The following is a 14,593-nucleotide window of genomic DNA, read 5'->3' as shown; positions in this document are numbered from 1 at the left end:
GGCAGTATGTTATTAATACCAAACTCACCAGTCCAGTATTAAAGGTGGAAATGTCCGACAATCTTGTCAATACCAGTAGCCCTGGGCGTCCCAAGGACATGGCAAAACGCCAGGCAATCCTCGAAGCAGCGAAAATCCTGTTTTTGAGCAACGGTTACGCAAATACCAGCATGGATGCCGTGGCCCTTGAGGCCGGCGTATCGAAACTGACCGTCTACAGCCACTTCACCGACAAAGAGACCTTGTTCACCGCCGCAGTGATGGCCAAGTGCGAAGAACAGTTGCCGGTGATGTACTTTGAGCTGCCCGAGGGTGTGCCTGTGGAGACGGTGCTGCTGAATATCGGGCGCCGCTTCCATCGCCTGGTCAACAGCAAGGAATCGGTGAACCTGCACCGCCTGATGATGACCACGGGCAATCAGGACGTGAAACTCTCGCAGATCTTCTTCGAAGCCGGGCCGATGCGGATGTTGCAAGGCATGGAGCGTCTGCTCGGGCACATCGACCAGAGCGGCGCGCTGAGCATCGACAAGCCCCTTACCGCAGCCGAACACTTCTTCTGCCTGCTCAAGGGCACGGCGAACTTCTGCTTGTTGTATGGCTGCGGCGGTCAATTGAGCGAGGAAGCGGCCGAAGCCCACGTGCAGGATGTGGTGGGATTGTTTATGCGGGCCTATCGCCGAGAACCCGCTGCAAGCGGCAACGGGTGACCGCTAGTAGCGCGAGGCTCAGGACTTGAGTGCCTTTTTCGGATAGATGTCGTAGCGGCTGGATTTACCATCCAGCGCATGGCTCGGCTTGGGCCCCTCGATGCACGGCGCCTTGCGCGGGCGCTTGACCACCACGCGGTGACTGGCCAGGGCCAGCGCCGCCGCCAGCAGGGCCGGTGCGTCTGGATCGTCGCCGACCAAGGGGCGGAACAGGCGCATTTCCTTCTTCACCAGGGCGGTTTTCTCACGGTGCGGGAACATCGGATCGAGGTAGATCACCTGGGGCGGCTCGCCTTGCCAATTGAGCATCACCTCGATGGAGTTGCCCTTGAGCAGCGTCATCCGCGCCACGATCGGCGCCACCTCAAAATCCTCCGCCGCGCGTGCCAGGCCATCCTCGAGCAATGCGCCGATCAGCGGCTGACGTTCGATCAGGCTCATCTCGCAGCCCAGGCTGGCCAGCACGAATGCGTCCTTGCCCAGCCCGGCCGTGGCGTCCAGCACCCGTGGGCGCACGCCCTGGGCGATGCCTACGGCCTTGGCGATCATCTGCCCGCTGCCGCCACCGTACAACCGCCGATGCGCCGCGCCGCCTTCGACGAAATCCACGCGCACCGGCCCTGGCGCGTCAGGCCCGAGCTGTTGCAACTGCAGGCCTTGCTCCCCGACTTGCAGGGAAAACTCCGCATCCGCCAGCTGTAGCGGCAAGCCCAGCAACGCAGCCCACTGTTCGGCGCGGGCCTGGAAACCGTCGGCCAAGGCCTCGACCTGGATGCGGCTGGCCGCTGGTTGTTCGCTCATGAATCGCTACGCTCAAAAATATTAAGGATCGGCCAACAACGGCCGATAGAAACAAGGATCAGGTATTTTGCCAGAGCTGAGCGTCGACCGAGAAAAATGTCAGACATTCTTCCGCTAACCATCGGTGTACTGCCGACCCACAACCACTACGGCCTGCGCAATACTCAAGCGCTGGCCGGCGTCAGTCATGTGTGGCAGGACTTCTTCGCCCGCGCGTTGGCCGAGCAGCTCGGCGAAACGCCGGACGCGCTCGCGGCCAAGGCGCCAGCGCCGCTGGACCCAGCGGTGGAACCCAGCGCTGGCGCTGACCTGCTGTCGCAGATCCTCACCCAGCGTGAGTGCGACGTGAAAGACACCGAGATCGCCCCGCCTGAACCGCTGTTCCTGCCGATTGCCGAGTTCGAAACCGAGTTGTTGCCACCGGCCGCCACGCCATTCCCGCAAGAAGAGATCGTCGCCCAGCAGCGCCAGCAGAATTTCGAAAGCACTTGGGTGCGCCCGATCGTGCTGAGCGCCGGCCAACCGCTACCGGAACCCGGCGCTGCGCCGGAACCGCGCCCATTACATTTGCCGATCGCCGAGTTCGAACTGGACCTGCTGCCACCGGCCGCCACGCCGTTCCCGCAAGAAGAGCTGGTCGCCCAACAAAAGGCCCTGGACTTCGACTACCACTGGGCGCGTCCGTTGATCGTCAACAACCTGCGCCTGGCGGCATAAGCCTCAACGCCGCGCCCCACGCCGTGCGAACACGCGCCGCTTAATCCTTGAAGAATTGGCTGGCCTGGCTGTAGGGCATCGAGCGCTCGGTGAAAGTAAACGTGCCGGACTGGTACACCTCCTGCGCCGCGCGGTAAAACTCGCCATACGCCGCCAGCGCCATGGCCGAGCCCACGCTGATGCGCTTGACGCCCATCGCGCTCAACTGCGCCACACTGAGTTTCAGGCCGCCGGACATCAACACATTCACCGGTTTTGGGGCCACGGCCTTGACCACCGCCAGCACCTCCTCGGCACTGCGCAGCCCCGGCGCATAGAGCACGTCCGCACCGGCTTCGGCGTAGGCCTGCAGGCGGCGAATAGTGTCAGGCAAATCCAGGCGACCATGCAGGAGGTTTTCTGCACGGGCCGTCAGCATGAACGGGAATGGCAGGCTGCGCGCAGCAACGACCGCAGCTTCCACACGCTCGACGGAAAGGTCAAAGGAATAGATCGGGTCGACGGCGATACCCGTGGCATCTTCGATGGAGCCACCGACGATACCGCTGGCCGCCGCGCGCAAAATGGTCCGGGCGCAACCGTCAGGGGTGTCGCTGAAGCCGTTTTCGAGGTCGGCAGCCACCGGCAACGCGGTGGCCTTGGCGATCATCGTGGCGTTGACCAGGGTGTCTTCCAGGGACAGCGCCCCTTCGGCATCCGGTCGCCCCAGGCTGAACGCGTAGCCCGCGCTGGTGGTGGCCAGGGCTTCGAAGCCGAGGCTGGCGAGCATGATCGCCGAGCCTGCGTCCCACGGGTTGGGCATCACAAACGCACGATCGCGTGCATGCAGGGCCTTGAAGGTTTCGGCGCGAAGGGTTTGGGCATCCATGACTGACTCCTGGCGGGAAAAGGAGCCTTAGAGTAACCCCAGTTGCTGCGCTGCGGGTTCGCGGTGCAAGGTCGGCAACGCGGGCAAGCCGGGCAAACGGGCCATCAGCTTGGCGTGAAAACGCAGCGCCAGTTGCGCGGCGAGGCGGTTATCCGAGGTGTGCAGGAACACGTAGGGGGTGCGTCCCTCTTCGATCCAACCGGCGATCTTTTCCACCCACGGGATCAGGAAGGGGTCGTTGGCCTCAAGCTCGGGGTGGCCGATGAAGCGCACCTGGGGAAACAGGGTCAACGCCGCCGGACGCGGCGGTACCTTGGGTTTTTTCGCCTGGGCATGCAGCACCGCGGCCGAGGTGGATGTGCAACTGAACAGGGCGCGAGGGTCGAGGCAGATCCGTTCGACGCCACGGTCGCGCAGCAGGCGGTTGAGCATGCGCTCGGCATCGCCCTTGGCGAAGAATTGCGGGTGGCGCACTTCCACGGCCAGGGGGCGTTCCAGCCCGTCGATAAACCCGGCCAGTTCAGCGAGGCGCTGCGGCGAAAAGCTGGCCGACAATTGCAGCCACAGCGGCGAAACGCGCTCACCCAACGGGCTCATCAAGCCGACGAAACTGTGTGCCGCCGGCAGTTGCTCACGCAGGTCGCCACCGTGACTGATGTCACCGGGGAACTTGGCAGTGAAGCGAAAATCCGCGGGCATGATCTCGGCCCAGCGCTGCACGGTGGCGGCCGACGGGCGCGCATAAAACGTGGTGTTGCCTTCCACCGCGTTGAAGACTTGCGAGTAGAGGGCGAGGTAATCGCTGGAACGGGCATCGACAGGGTACAGGTACTCGCGCCAGGCGTTTTCACTCCAGGACGGGCAACCGATGAAATAAGGCAGGCGCATCAGATGTGGATGTCGAGACCCAGCACTTCCATATCCCATTCGACAAAGCCGGCGGTGGTCAGGTAGCTGGCCAGGGCGGTGGCGACGCTTTTGCTCATGGAGCGCGGGAAGACCATGTCTTGCTGGCGGGCAGGAAGACCACTGGTACGTGCGTTTGCAGCGCCTTGGGGGCTGGACGCTTCGGACTGGACCTCGATGAAGTCCGGCGAATCCTCGACGGACTCGTCTACCGTGACGTTTGCCTTGCGCGGCTTACGCTTGAGGGGGTAGGACTGTGAGGAAAAGCCGTCTATACGCATCGATGCGAACTCGGTATCAGTAATGGCATTTTAGTGGCGCAATCCGTAGCGCGCAAATGCTCTGGTGATAACTAGAACACATAAATGGAAAAAGGTTTAAACGCCGGGGCAAATTCTGACGATTGGCGCGCTTTGGCCAAAAACACCCGTATTTTTGACGTCAAATTACCCCGCGTTCGGCCTTGGTCTGCGCCACTTTATCGCGCAGATACACCGGCGCCGCCTGGTCCGCAGCAATCGCTTCGCCGCGCTCGAACGCAAAGCGCGCCAGGGTCAGCAGGTCTTCGGCATGCGGCAACAGTGTGGCGTCCTGGCCAACCAGCGGCACACCGATGCGCTCGCCATAACCCCAGCCCGTACCGGCACCGAACCAATCACCGCTGGCATCGCTCGGCAACTCCGCCGCTTCGGGGGGCAGCACGGCCTCAACGCCGGCCAGGCGCATCTCGCCGTCGGTTTCGCGGTAGCAGCCCCAATAGACTTCATCCATCCGCGCATCGATCGCCGCCGCCACTTGCCGCGCACCGTGTTCACGCAACGCACGCTGGGCCAGTACGGCGAGGTTGGACACCGGCAACACCGGGCGCTCCAACGCAAAGGCCAGGCCCTGGACCACGCCGATGGCGATACGCACGCCGGTAAAGGCGCCCGGGCCACGGCCGAAGGCGATGGCGTCCACGGCCGACAGGCTCGTGCCGGCGTCCTCCAGCAGTTGCTTGATCATCGGCAACAGCTTCTGCGCGTGCAGGCGCGGGATCACCTCGTAGTGGCTGGTGACCTTGCCATCGTGCAGCAAGGCAACCGAGCAAGCTTCAGTCGCAGTGTCCAGGGCCAGCAGGGTGCTCATCGGTGTCGGTGTCCAAGTCGAAAAAAAGTGCGCCAGTATAAACAACAACGGCCCGCAAGCGGGCCGTTGTGCGTAAAGCCGATCGTTCGATCAGCTCAGTGCTTGCAGCACCTTGCCGGTGATCGCTTCCACCGAGCCGACGCCAGGGATGTGGCTGTACTTCGGCTTGCCTTGGGCAGCCGACAGCTTCTGGTAGAAATCCACCAGCGGCTTGGTCTGGGAATGGTAGACCGACAGGCGATGACGCACGGTTTCTTCGGTGTCGTCTTTACGCTGCACCAGGTCTTCACCGGTGACATCGTCCTTGCCTTCGACTTTCGGCGGGTTGTAGATGGTGTGGTACACGCGACCCGAGGCCTCGTGAACGCGGCGACCGGCGATACGCTGCACGATCTCTTCGTCTTCAACCGCGATTTCGACCACGGCGTCCAACTCGACACCTGCCGTCACCAGGGCTTCTGCCTGGGGAATGGTGCGTGGGAAGCCGTCGAACAGGAAACCATTGGCGCAATCGGGTTGCGCGATACGGTCCTGGACCAGCGCGATGATCAGGTCATCGGAAACCAGACCGCCAGCATCCATGATGCTTTTGGCTTTAATGCCCAGCTCGGTGCCTGCTTTTACCGCAGCGCGCAGCATGTCACCGGTGGAGATTTGTGGAATGCCAAATTTTTCAGTGATGAACTTTGCCTGAGTACCTTTACCGGCCCCGGGAGCTCCCAGCAGAATGACGCGCATCGATGTGCTCCTCAATTTTTTATAGAGATGACGCTCGGATTCGCCGCGGGGGCCAATCTCGTAAAAATGTGGGTCCAGGCCGCCCAAACGGCCAAAGGCTGATCAAGATACACAGCAGGCCTTAACCACACAAGCCGCCAAAAGTAGGAAAAACCCGCACCACGCATGCGTCATAGGAGAGGTGTGCCTGAGTGCAACCCGCCCCCCTAAACGCCGACCGCCCTGTTAAGGGCGGCCGTCGTGGGTTATCTGCAAGCCGTTGAGCACACGCAAAAAACCTCAGCCTGTATTGCGCAAGCCGGCGGCGATACCGGCCACGGACACCAGCAACGCCTGTTCCAGAGGGCTGTCTTGTGCCGCTTCCTGGCGACGCGAGCGCGCCAGCAATTCGGCCTGCAACAGGTGCAAGGGGTCGAGGTAGGTGTTGCGCAGGCGGATGAACTCCAGGGTGTCCGGGCTATGGGCCAGCAGTTGCGACTGGCCAGTCAGGCCAAGCACCACCTGGCAGGCCTGCGACAATAGGTCGCGTAAATGCGCGCCCAACGGCAACAGCTCGGGCTGCACCAGGCGCTCGTCATAGAGCCGCGCGATATCGGCATCGGCCTTGGCCAGCACCATTTCCAGCATATCGATGCGGGTACGGAAGAACGGCCATTGCTCGCGCATCTGCCCCAGCAACTCGCCTTCCCCGCGCTCCAGCGCCTTGCTCAACGCCGCTTCCCAGCCGAGCCAGGCGGGCAGCATCAGGCGGGTCTGGGTCCAGCCGAAGATCCACGGGATCGCCCGCAGGCTTTCAATACCACCGGCACGGCGTTTGGCCGGGCGACTGCCCAAGGGCAGGCGCCCCAGCTCCTGCTCCGGGGTGGACTGGCGGAAATACTCGACGAATTGCGGATTTTCCCGCACCACCGCGCGGTAGGCGCTGACGCCGTCCGCTGCCAATTCATCCATCAAATGGCGCCAGGCCGGCTGCGGTGGCGGCGGCGGCAACAACGTCGCTTCCAACACCGCCGCCAGGTACAGATTGAGGTTCTGCTCGGCGATGTCCGGCAGGCCGAATTTGAAGCGGATCATTTCGCCTTGTTCAGTGGTGCGGAACCGCCCCGCCACCGAGCCCGGCGGTTGCGACAGAATCGCCGCGTGGGCCGGGCCGCCGCCTCGTCCGACGGTGCCGCCGCGACCATGGAACAGCAGCAGTTCCACCTGTTGCTCGCGACAGATATCCACCAGACGTTCCTGCGCCCGGTACTGCGCCCAGGCGGCGGCGGTGGTGCCGGCGTCCTTGGCCGAGTCCGAGTAGCCGATCATCACTTCCTGCGGGCCTTGCAGCCGCGCGCGGTAACCTGGCAGCAGCAACAGTTTTTCGATCACCGGGCCGGCGTTGTCCAGGTCGGCCAGGGTTTCGAACAGCGGCGCCACGCGCATCGGCCGTTGCACGCCCGACTCTTTGAGCAACAGTTGCACCGCCAGCACATCCGACGCGGCGCCGGCCATGGAAATGACATACGAACCCAGGGACGCAGCCGGGGCGGCGGCGATTTCGCGGCAGGTGTTCAACACCTCGGCGGTATCCGCCGACGGCTTGAAATAGCCCGGTAGCAGCGGTCGACGATTGACCAGTTCCTTCATCAGGAAGCCGATACGCATCTCTTCGTTCCAGTCTTCGTAACGCCCCAGACCGAGGTAATCGGTGATTTCGGTCATCGCCGCGGTGTGGCGGCTGGCGTCCTGGCGCACATCCAGGCGCACCAGGAACAGGCCAAAGGTGACGGCGCGGCGCAGACAATCGAGCAACGGACCATCGGCGATCACGCCCATGCCGCACTCATGCAGCGACTGGTAGCACAGCTCCAGCGGGTCCAGCAGGTCGCGGTTGTGTTGCAGCACATCCGCCGGTGCCGGGATGGCCGCGCTCAATGCGGCTTGGGCCCATTGGCGGGTCGCCCGCAGGCGATCACGCAGTTGCTTGAGCAGCACGCGATACGGCTCGACGCTGTCGCCGACCTTGGCCTGCAACGCCGGGCTGGCCTGCTGCATCGACAGCTCCGAGGCCAACTGATCGATATCGCGCAAGTACAGATCGGCCGCCATCCAGCGCGCCAGCAGCAAGACTTCGCGGGTGACCGGCGCGGTGACATTCGGGTTGCCGTCACGGTCGCCGCCCATCCACGAGGCGAAGCGAATCGGCGCCGCTTCCAAAGGCAGGCGCAGGCCGGTGGCGGCCTGCAACGCATGGTCGGCCTTGCGCAGGTAATTCGGGATCGCCTGCCATAACGAGTGCTCGATCACCGCAAAGCCCCATTTGGCTTCATCCACGGGCGTGGGCCGGGTACGGCGGATTTCCTCGGTATGCCAGGCCTCGGCGATCAGCCGTTGCAGGCGCTCGCGGATCTGTTCGCGCTCGGCGGTGGTGAGGTCACGGTGATCCTTCAGCGCCAGTTGCGCGGCAATCGCGTCGTATTTCTGGATCAGGGTGCGACGGGCCACTTCGGTGGGGTGCGCGGTGAGGACCAGTTCGATCTCCAGGCGCCCCAATTGACGGGCCAGGGATTCATTGCTGTGGCCTTCGCGTTGCAGGCGCGCCAACAACTCCGGCAACACCCGCGATTCGAAAGGCGCCGGTTGCGACTCATCGCGCCGATGAATCAACTGATACTGCTCGGCGATGTTGGCCAGGTTGAGGAACTGGTTGAAGGCCCGGGCGACCGGCAACAGTTCGTTTTCCTGCAGTTGGTTCAGACTGGCGCTGAGTTCCTCGCCCGCCGCCTGATCGGCCACCGCGCCACGCCGGTCAGCCTTGGCGCCTTTGCGGATCTGCTCGATCTTGTCGAGAAAATCATCGCCGTACTGCTCTCGAATGGTGTTGCCCAACAGTTCACCCAGCAGGTGAACATCCTCACGCAAGCGTGCATCGATATCACTCATCAGCCAATCTCCAGCCAGAAATCCGGGACGCGCAGGCCTTCCAGAGTGCCGCCCGCGTCACTTTCTGACAAGGCCAAGCACAAACCACTTTAAACCTTGTGGCTTACAGCTAGTCTCATGAGTGAGTCGCCGCGTTTATCCACGCTGGCGGCTGGTCGCTCATCACCGCCCGTTACCCAGGGTTTTATTGAGGTTGCCATGAAAATTCGAGAACTGGCCCAGCATTGGGAAGAAAACGCCAAGGGTCGCCTGACCAAGACGGAGTACGCGATCCATCTGGACGTGGAATCCGCCGCCCGCCTGGCGGCCATCGCGGAGATGTACCCCAAGCGCCACCCCGAAGAATTGCTCGGCGAGCTGATCGGCGCCGCCCTCGAAGAGCTGGAAACCAGCTTTCCGTACATCAAGGGCCAGCATGTGATTGCCACCGACGAAGAGGGTGATCCGTTGTATGAAGACGTTGGCCCCACCCCGCGGTTCCTGACATTGTCGCGCCGCTATCTGCACGACATGTCGGCCGGCGCCGACGAACCGAAGCACTGATCAGCCGTTCTTAAACACCCTCCATCCCGCGTATTTCCGGGCCTCACAAGGGCCCGGCATACCTCTGCGCGCGGCAAAAGTTCAAGCCAAAAAGCGCTGACCGATCAGTCAGGTATTTTTTCAGGCCAATAGCCATCTTCTCTGAACTTTTGAAAAAAGCCGCAGGTCACAACCAGTAAGCCATCACTTGGAACGGCCGTTTGAATAGGCGTTTCGTGCTTTACCGCCGGGCCCGCAGCCGCTGACCAGTGCGATGGATTTTGATGTTTTTGAGGCGTTATCCAATGGAGTTGAAGACGATGAAGACCAGCACTGCCAAATCCACGTTTAACCACCTGCGCGGGCTCAAACTGGCCGCGTTGGCCATCGGCACTAGCTTCGTCCTGGCGGGCTGCGCGGGCAACCCACCGACCGAGCAATACGCGGTGACTCAGTCTGCGGTCAACAGCGCAGTCAGCGCCGGCGGCACCGAGTTCGCCGCCGTGGAAATGAAGTCGGCCCAGGACAAGCTCAAGCAAGCCGAAATTGCCATGCACGACAAAAACTATGACGAAGCCCGTCGCCTGGCCGAGCAAGCCGAATGGGACGCCCGCGTCGCTGAGCGTAAAGCCCAGGCCGCCAAGGCCGAGCAGGCGGTGAAGGACTCGCAGAAAGCGGTTGATGAACTGCGCAAGGAAGGCATGCGCCCGGCTGCTATCCAACAGAAATAAGCCGCCGCCCCTTGGCTGCATCGCACCTGATATCGAATTGAAAGGACGACACGACTATGCGCAAACAATTGATGATCCCTGCCCTGCTGGCGATGAGCGTTGCTCTGGCAGCATGCTCCACTCCGCCGAACGCGAACCTGGAAAATGCACGGACCAACTTCTCGGCCCTGCAGTCCAACCCGCAAGCCACCAAAGTGGCGGCCCTGGAAACCAAGGACGCCAGCGAATGGCTGGACAAGGCTGACAAGGCTTACCGCGACAAGGAAGACCAGAAGAAAGTCGACCAATTGGCCTACCTGACCAACCAGCGCGTTGAAGTGGCCAAAGACACCATCGCGCTGCGCGAATCCGAAGCCAAACTGAAAAACGCCGGTGACGAGCGCGCCCGCGCCCTGCTCGATGCCCGCGACGCGCAGATCAAGCAACTGCAAGACAGCCTGAACGCCAAGCAGACCGAGCGTGGCACCCTGGTGACCTTTGGTGACGTGCTGTTTGCCACCAACAAGTCCGACCTGAAGTCCAACGGCCTGGTCAACATCACCAAGCTGGCGCAGTTCCTGCGCGATAACCCGGACCGTAAAGTGATCGTCGAAGGCTACACCGACAGCACCGGTTCCGATTCGTACAACCAGAGCCTGTCCGAGCGCCGTGCGGCCTCCGTGCAGCGCGCACTGGCCCAGCAAGGCGTGGACATTTCGCGCATCGTGACCCAGGGCTATGGCAAGGAATACCCGGTGGCCGATAACGGCAGCGTTTCCGGGCGCGCCATGAACCGCCGCGTTGAAGTGACCATCTCCAACGACAACCAGCCGGTCAAGCCACGTTCGTCCGTCGCTTACTGATCGATGCTGGAAAAAAACCCACCTGAACGGTGGGTTTTTTTTGCCTGTCAGCCGCCGATCTTACGACCGTTGTCGCTGTCCGGCATCATCGCTTCCATGCCTTGGCGCCCGGCCATCATCTTCTTCAGTTTCTCCATATCCAGTTGATCGCCGGAACCGCCAGAGCCCGAGGAATCGCCACCGCCCTGAGCACCGCCACTGCCCTGAGCACCGCCACCGCCCTGAGCTCCGCCACCGCCCTGAGCACCGTTGCTGCCTTCCAGTTTCTCCAGAAGCTTCTTGATCAGCTCGGCCCCCATCTTACCCGGCTGCTGCCCAACCTCTTGCAAGCCCCCCTGATCAAGGCTGTTCTGCCCATTGACCATGCCCATTGCTCTATCGAGTGCACTGATAGCCATACCGCTCTCCCGGATTTTTTCGTAAGGATTGTTATCAGCAACGCTGACAAGCCAATCAGTGGCGTCTTACGCAAAACGGTTCCAGAAATTTCAGGCCGGGCGGTACTGCGCGCAGCGGTTTATTGCTGCAACTGTGGGGTTTCCTGACCGACGCAACGCACGGCCTGCTTTTTGTTGTTCACCAGCACACCGCTGAGGCCTTTTTGCTCGGTATCGAACATCACCAGCACACCATCGACGCATTGCGCCACTTGCGCCGCCGGGGTCAGGGAGATCTTGTAGTCCTCGCCGGGCACGGTCTTGAGCATGGTGAAGTCGCTGAGCAGCAACGCGTCTTCCGGTTTGGCGAAATGCAGGTAGCCATAAAACCACAGGCAGCCGACGGTGCCGATGATGGTGCCGATACCGGTGAGGATCAGCGGGATCATGTTGCGTTCTTCGCTCATTGCGGGCTCTCTGATGAGTCAATTTTAGGAATAGGGTAATTCGGAATCTCGCCCAGGCGACGCAGGCCATTGAAGTGTTGCGGGTCGTCCAGATAACGCAGCATCACAGTTTGCCAGGTCTTGTCGGCAAAGGTCTGCACATGGCCGCCGCGGGTCAGTTGCAACACCCTGGGTGCAGGCGCGGCCTGATACAAGCGGATGCCATTGGACAGCGGCACGATCGGGTCATCGAGGCTGTGGAACAGCAGTTTCGGGACTCCGCTCAACTGGGGCATGCCATTGATCGCACTGTCGGCGTCGGGCACCAGCCAAGACAAGGGCACCTGAAACGGCCATGTTAACCAGGAGGTGCTCAGGGCGAATTGTCCTACATCACGATAACTGGCGGGCACGCCGTCCAGCACCAGGGCCTTGAGGTGGGCCTGCCGCTCGGGGTGGGCCGCCAGGTAATGCACGGCCAGCGCGCCGCCCAGGCTTTGGCCGAGGACGATCAGCGGCTGGCCCTGGGTTTCGGGCGCCTTGTCGATCCAGCTGAAAGCCGCGTCGACGTCCTGATAGATCGCCGGCAGCGACGGCTTGCCTTGCGACAGCCCATAGCCGCGATAGTCCAGCAACAGCACTTGATAGCCCTGCTCCGGCAACCACCAACTGCCGCCCAGGTGCCAGGCCAGGTTGCCGCCGTTGCCGTGCAGGTGCAGCACCGTGCCCTTGAGCGGCACTCCCGGTTTGGCCGGCAGCCACCAGGCATGCAGCTTGACGCCATCGGCGGTGGTGAGCGTGACGTCGCGATACGCCAGGTGCGCCTTTTGCGGCGTGAACGGCAAGCCGGGCTCCGGGTAGAACAGCAGGGAGCTGCAGCCGTTCAGTGTGAGTAACAGGCAAAGAATGCCGAGGATTCTCATCCGTTGAAGCCTCGCTGATGGTCGAAATGTTCAGGCGTGTGCAGGTCCAACTGTGGGAGCACGCCCCTCCCACCTTGTTGGACCGGTTGGGTCAGTTCAGCCTTTACAGGATGTTGGAGTAATCCGCCTCGATCCGATCCAGGCTCAAATGGTTGAGGAAGTTGGAGAAACACATCCACGCCGCCAGGGCGTTCATGTCGCGGAACTGCTCCGGCAGGTATTTGGGCGGCACCACCAGGCCTTCGTCGATCAGTTGGCGCAGGGTACGCATGTCTTCCAGGGTGGTCTTGCCGCAGAACAGCAACGGCACTTGTTCCAGCTTGCCTTTGCGCACGGCCAGCTGGATGTAGTTGTAGACCATGATAAAGCCCTTGAGGTAGGACAAATCCTTGGTAAACGGCAGACCGTTCGGCACCGAGCCGCGAAACACCCGGCTGGCGTTGCCGTAGCTCTCGGCCATTTCAAAACCTTGCTCGCGGAAAAACTCGAACACCTGCAGGAAATCGGCGCCCTCTTCCACCATGTGGATGGCACGGGTGCGGTTGGTCAGCTTGCGCAAGCGACTCGGGTAGGAGGCGAAGGTGATGATTTCCATCAGGATCGCCAGGCCTTCCTGGGTCACGGTCGACGATGGCGGGCCCTTGGACAGGAAGGTGCAGATCGGCTGGTTCAGGCCGTTGAGGGTGGTGCCCACATGCACCAGGCCTTCATGCACTTCGAGGGCGCGCACGTCGCGCTCGTTGAACATCGCATCGGCGCGGATCTTGATGTAGTCGGCCCCCGCCGCTGCGTCGGCGACGATGCCGTCGGACTCGAACACGCGGATGGTTTCCTCGGCCTCGCCAAACACCTTGTTCAGACGGGTTTGCAGCAGGCTGACCGCGTCCTTGGCGGTGAGGGTCTTGGCCTCGTCCTTCAGGTCGCCACGCACGTCGATATTGTTCAGGTAGTCGGAGAGCATCAGGCCGAGGTCGGCCAGGGTCGGGTCGCCGGCATGGAAGGCATCGGAGGCGGCGCCGTAGAGTTCCTGGGAAATCAGGCCGAAATCCTCGGTGCCGCGCGCTTCGAGCATACGCACCACCATGCGGTACTCCCGGCACATGCGGCGCATGATCTGCCCTACGGGGCTGAACTGGCCGAGGCGGCGGGTGATGTCGCGCTCGATGTTCTGGAACTCCAGCTTCACCGCGCTCGAATCGAACGACAGCGGCCGGTTCAGGTAGTAATCGCGGTCTACCGCGGGCATTGCCTTGCCCTTGGCCTTGAGGAAGCCTTGGCGAATGTTGTCGTCCCATTTCACTGCGTCGAGGACGCGGATCGGTGTTTGCGCCAGCACAATGCGATCGGACAAACTGCGTATCGTCTGCTGGTAATCGTCCACCCGGTACTTCCTCTTTAAACGTTATTTATCTGCACGCCGGTAGCGCGCAGCTTCAACGAACACATCGGCATTGGCCGGGTCATCCAGGTAGGCAAACACCTGGTCCATCGGGCTGTCGACCAGTACGCCGGGGCCTTCCACGGTGTCCACGGTGCTGCCGTGCAACGACCGCTGCCCGATGGCCTGGTGAATTTGCTCGAGGTCGAGGTTATAGACCACCAATTCGTGCGTTTCGTCGAGTTCGAACCCCGCCAGGACGTAATGCCCACCGAGTTTGCCCGGCAACGGCGCCGACAGATACCAGCGATTGCCATGGCGCGAGACGCTGAACACATACTCATCACGCTGGCCGGGCTTGGCCTGAGGGTAGCTCACGGCTTTGTAGCGGTGTTTGCCGGCGCGGCTGATCTGCAGGTTGAGCGGCTCGCCCCAGGCATTCTTGCTCGTCCATTGGCCCACCAGCGCAGCGGGCGCCGCCTCGCTGGCCGGCAGCGGTTCCTTGAAGGTCACCAGGCAACCGCTGAGGAAGAGGAACGACAAGGCGACGACCGCGACACGCCAGGCTTTCATTGGACACT

Annotated in this window: 17 protein-coding genes; 5 read left to right on the top strand and 12 right to left on the bottom strand. The window is 62.1% G+C overall.

Annotated features, from left to right (window positions below):
• Window positions 1-50 precede the first annotated feature (50 nt).
• On the top strand, window positions 51-710 hold the full coding sequence (locus tag MOQ67_RS07595) for a TetR/AcrR family transcriptional regulator (RefSeq protein ID WP_046490153.1): 660 nt from the start codon (window positions 51-53) through the stop codon (window positions 708-710).
• 18 nt (window positions 711-728) lie between these two features.
• On the opposite strand, the gene MOQ67_RS07590 is transcribed toward MOQ67_RS07595, so the two are convergent.
• Window positions 729-1,511, bottom strand: coding sequence for a class I SAM-dependent methyltransferase (locus MOQ67_RS07590; RefSeq protein ID WP_017844714.1), 783 nt, complete (start codon window positions 1,509-1,511; stop codon window positions 729-731).
• A 96-nt stretch (window positions 1,512-1,607) separates the two neighbouring features.
• Between MOQ67_RS07590 and MOQ67_RS07585 the strand changes: the two genes are divergently transcribed.
• The gene (locus tag MOQ67_RS07585; protein WP_017844713.1) at window positions 1,608-2,228 is read left to right on the top strand and encodes a hypothetical protein; all 621 of its coding nucleotides are present in this window, start codon (window positions 1,608-1,610) and stop codon (window positions 2,226-2,228) included.
• Window positions 2,229-2,268: 40 nt separating this feature from the next.
• On the opposite strand, the gene MOQ67_RS07580 is transcribed toward MOQ67_RS07585, so the two are convergent.
• The 6 genes from MOQ67_RS07580 to ppc all read right to left on the bottom strand — a co-directional run bounded on the left by MOQ67_RS07580 (window position 2,269) and on the right by ppc (window position 8,793).
• A complete protein-coding gene (locus MOQ67_RS07580; RefSeq protein ID WP_017844712.1) occupies window positions 2,269-3,096 on the bottom strand; it encodes an isocitrate lyase/PEP mutase family protein in 828 nt (275 codons plus the stop codon).
• Window positions 3,097-3,123: 27 nt separating this feature from the next.
• Entirely contained in the window at window positions 3,124-3,984 is an 861-nt protein-coding gene (locus tag MOQ67_RS07575; protein ID WP_017844711.1) for a DUF72 domain-containing protein, read from the bottom strand.
• The gene (locus MOQ67_RS07570) at window positions 3,984-4,283 is read right to left on the bottom strand and encodes a hypothetical protein (protein WP_017844710.1); all 300 of its coding nucleotides are present in this window, start codon (window positions 4,281-4,283) and stop codon (window positions 3,984-3,986) included. The genes MOQ67_RS07575 and MOQ67_RS07570 overlap by 1 nt, the downstream gene beginning before the upstream one ends.
• A 160-nt stretch (window positions 4,284-4,443) precedes the next feature.
• Window positions 4,444-5,130: a tRNA (adenosine(37)-N6)-threonylcarbamoyltransferase complex dimerization subunit type 1 TsaB gene (tsaB, locus tag MOQ67_RS07565; RefSeq protein ID WP_126585656.1), complete on the bottom strand. Its 687-nt coding sequence runs from the start codon at window positions 5,128-5,130 to the stop codon at window positions 4,444-4,446.
• A gap of 90 nt (window positions 5,131-5,220) precedes the next feature.
• Complete coding sequence (gene adk, locus MOQ67_RS07560) at window positions 5,221-5,868, bottom strand: adenylate kinase (RefSeq protein ID WP_017844708.1); 648 nt, start codon at window positions 5,866-5,868, stop codon at window positions 5,221-5,223.
• Between the two features lie 279 nt (window positions 5,869-6,147).
• Window positions 6,148-8,793 carry a phosphoenolpyruvate carboxylase gene (gene ppc, locus MOQ67_RS07555; protein ID WP_193039378.1) on the bottom strand — a complete coding sequence of 882 codons (2,646 nt, stop codon included), beginning with the start codon at window positions 8,791-8,793 and terminating at the stop codon, window positions 6,148-6,150.
• A 198-nt stretch (window positions 8,794-8,991) separates the two neighbouring features.
• Between ppc and MOQ67_RS07550 the strand changes: the two genes are divergently transcribed.
• The 3 genes from MOQ67_RS07550 (at window position 8,992) to MOQ67_RS07540 (ending at window position 10,888) form a co-directional block, all read left to right on the top strand.
• Window positions 8,992-9,336, top strand: a complete 345-nt coding sequence (locus MOQ67_RS07550) for a hypothetical protein (RefSeq protein ID WP_017844706.1) — start codon at window positions 8,992-8,994, stop codon at window positions 9,334-9,336.
• A 284-nt stretch (window positions 9,337-9,620) separates the two neighbouring features.
• Window positions 9,621-10,046: a DUF4398 domain-containing protein gene (locus MOQ67_RS07545; protein ID WP_026139763.1), complete on the top strand. Its 426-nt coding sequence runs from the start codon at window positions 9,621-9,623 to the stop codon at window positions 10,044-10,046.
• Between the two features lie 56 nt (window positions 10,047-10,102).
• A complete protein-coding gene (locus MOQ67_RS07540; RefSeq protein ID WP_017844704.1) occupies window positions 10,103-10,888 on the top strand; it encodes an OmpA family protein in 786 nt (261 codons plus the stop codon).
• 47 nt (window positions 10,889-10,935) lie between these two features.
• On the opposite strand, the gene MOQ67_RS07535 is transcribed toward MOQ67_RS07540, so the two are convergent.
• The 5 genes from MOQ67_RS07535 to MOQ67_RS07515 all read right to left on the bottom strand — a co-directional run bounded on the left by MOQ67_RS07535 (window position 10,936) and on the right by MOQ67_RS07515 (window position 14,585).
• Entirely contained in the window at window positions 10,936-11,286 is a 351-nt protein-coding gene (locus tag MOQ67_RS07535) for a hypothetical protein (protein ID WP_046490141.1), read from the bottom strand.
• 119 nt (window positions 11,287-11,405) lie between these two features.
• On the bottom strand, window positions 11,406-11,732 hold the full coding sequence (locus MOQ67_RS07530) for a hypothetical protein (protein WP_017844702.1): 327 nt from the start codon (window positions 11,730-11,732) through the stop codon (window positions 11,406-11,408).
• A complete protein-coding gene (locus MOQ67_RS07525) occupies window positions 11,729-12,634 on the bottom strand; it encodes an alpha/beta hydrolase (protein ID WP_017844701.1) in 906 nt (301 codons plus the stop codon). The genes MOQ67_RS07530 and MOQ67_RS07525 overlap by 4 nt, the downstream gene beginning before the upstream one ends.
• Window positions 12,635-12,737: 103 nt before the next feature.
• Window positions 12,738-14,015 carry a flavohemoglobin expression-modulating QEGLA motif protein gene (locus MOQ67_RS07520; protein WP_017844700.1) on the bottom strand — a complete coding sequence of 426 codons (1,278 nt, stop codon included), beginning with the start codon at window positions 14,013-14,015 and terminating at the stop codon, window positions 12,738-12,740.
• Window positions 14,016-14,036: 21 nt separating this feature from the next.
• Window positions 14,037-14,585, bottom strand: a complete 549-nt coding sequence (locus tag MOQ67_RS07515) for a hypothetical protein (RefSeq protein ID WP_017844699.1) — start codon at window positions 14,583-14,585, stop codon at window positions 14,037-14,039.
• Window positions 14,586-14,593 lie beyond the last annotated feature (8 nt).

Source organism: Pseudomonas sp. LY-1 (genome assembly GCF_053502595.1).
This window is presented reverse-complemented; position numbering and strand designations above follow the sequence as displayed.

What these genes read in the sequence shown, in the direction of transcription:
- MOQ67_RS07550 (WP_017844706.1), top strand. Translation starts at nt 8,992, where the DNA reads ATGAAAATTCGAGAACTGGCCCAGCATTGGGAAGAAAACGCCAAGGGT.
- MOQ67_RS07530 (WP_017844702.1), bottom strand. Translation starts at nt 11,732, where the DNA reads ATGAGCGAAGAACGCAACATGATCCCGCTGATCCTCACCGGTATCGGC.
- MOQ67_RS07570 (WP_017844710.1), bottom strand. Translation starts at nt 4,283, where the DNA reads ATGCGTATAGACGGCTTTTCCTCACAGTCCTACCCCCTCAAGCGTAAG.
- MOQ67_RS07535 (WP_046490141.1), bottom strand. Translation starts at nt 11,286, where the DNA reads ATGGCTATCAGTGCACTCGATAGAGCAATGGGCATGGTCAATGGGCAG.
- MOQ67_RS07590 (WP_017844714.1), bottom strand. Translation starts at nt 1,511, where the DNA reads ATGAGCGAACAACCAGCGGCCAGCCGCATCCAGGTCGAGGCCTTGGCC.
- adk (WP_017844708.1), bottom strand. Translation starts at nt 5,868, where the DNA reads ATGCGCGTCATTCTGCTGGGAGCTCCCGGGGCCGGTAAAGGTACTCAG.
- ppc (WP_193039378.1), bottom strand. Translation starts at nt 8,793, where the DNA reads ATGAGTGATATCGATGCACGCTTGCGTGAGGATGTTCACCTGCTGGGT.
- MOQ67_RS07575 (WP_017844711.1), bottom strand. Translation starts at nt 3,984, where the DNA reads ATGCGCCTGCCTTATTTCATCGGTTGCCCGTCCTGGAGTGAAAACGCC.
- MOQ67_RS07580 (WP_017844712.1), bottom strand. Translation starts at nt 3,096, where the DNA reads ATGGATGCCCAAACCCTTCGCGCCGAAACCTTCAAGGCCCTGCATGCA.
- tsaB (WP_126585656.1), bottom strand. Translation starts at nt 5,130, where the DNA reads ATGAGCACCCTGCTGGCCCTGGACACTGCGACTGAAGCTTGCTCGGTT.
- MOQ67_RS07545 (WP_026139763.1), top strand. Translation starts at nt 9,621, where the DNA reads ATGGAGTTGAAGACGATGAAGACCAGCACTGCCAAATCCACGTTTAAC.
- MOQ67_RS07540 (WP_017844704.1), top strand. Translation starts at nt 10,103, where the DNA reads ATGCGCAAACAATTGATGATCCCTGCCCTGCTGGCGATGAGCGTTGCT.
- MOQ67_RS07525 (WP_017844701.1), bottom strand. Translation starts at nt 12,634, where the DNA reads ATGAGAATCCTCGGCATTCTTTGCCTGTTACTCACACTGAACGGCTGC.
- MOQ67_RS07515 (WP_017844699.1), bottom strand. Translation starts at nt 14,585, where the DNA reads ATGAAAGCCTGGCGTGTCGCGGTCGTCGCCTTGTCGTTCCTCTTCCTC.
- MOQ67_RS07585 (WP_017844713.1), top strand. Translation starts at nt 1,608, where the DNA reads ATGTCAGACATTCTTCCGCTAACCATCGGTGTACTGCCGACCCACAAC.
- MOQ67_RS07595 (WP_046490153.1), top strand. Translation starts at nt 51, where the DNA reads ATGTCCGACAATCTTGTCAATACCAGTAGCCCTGGGCGTCCCAAGGAC.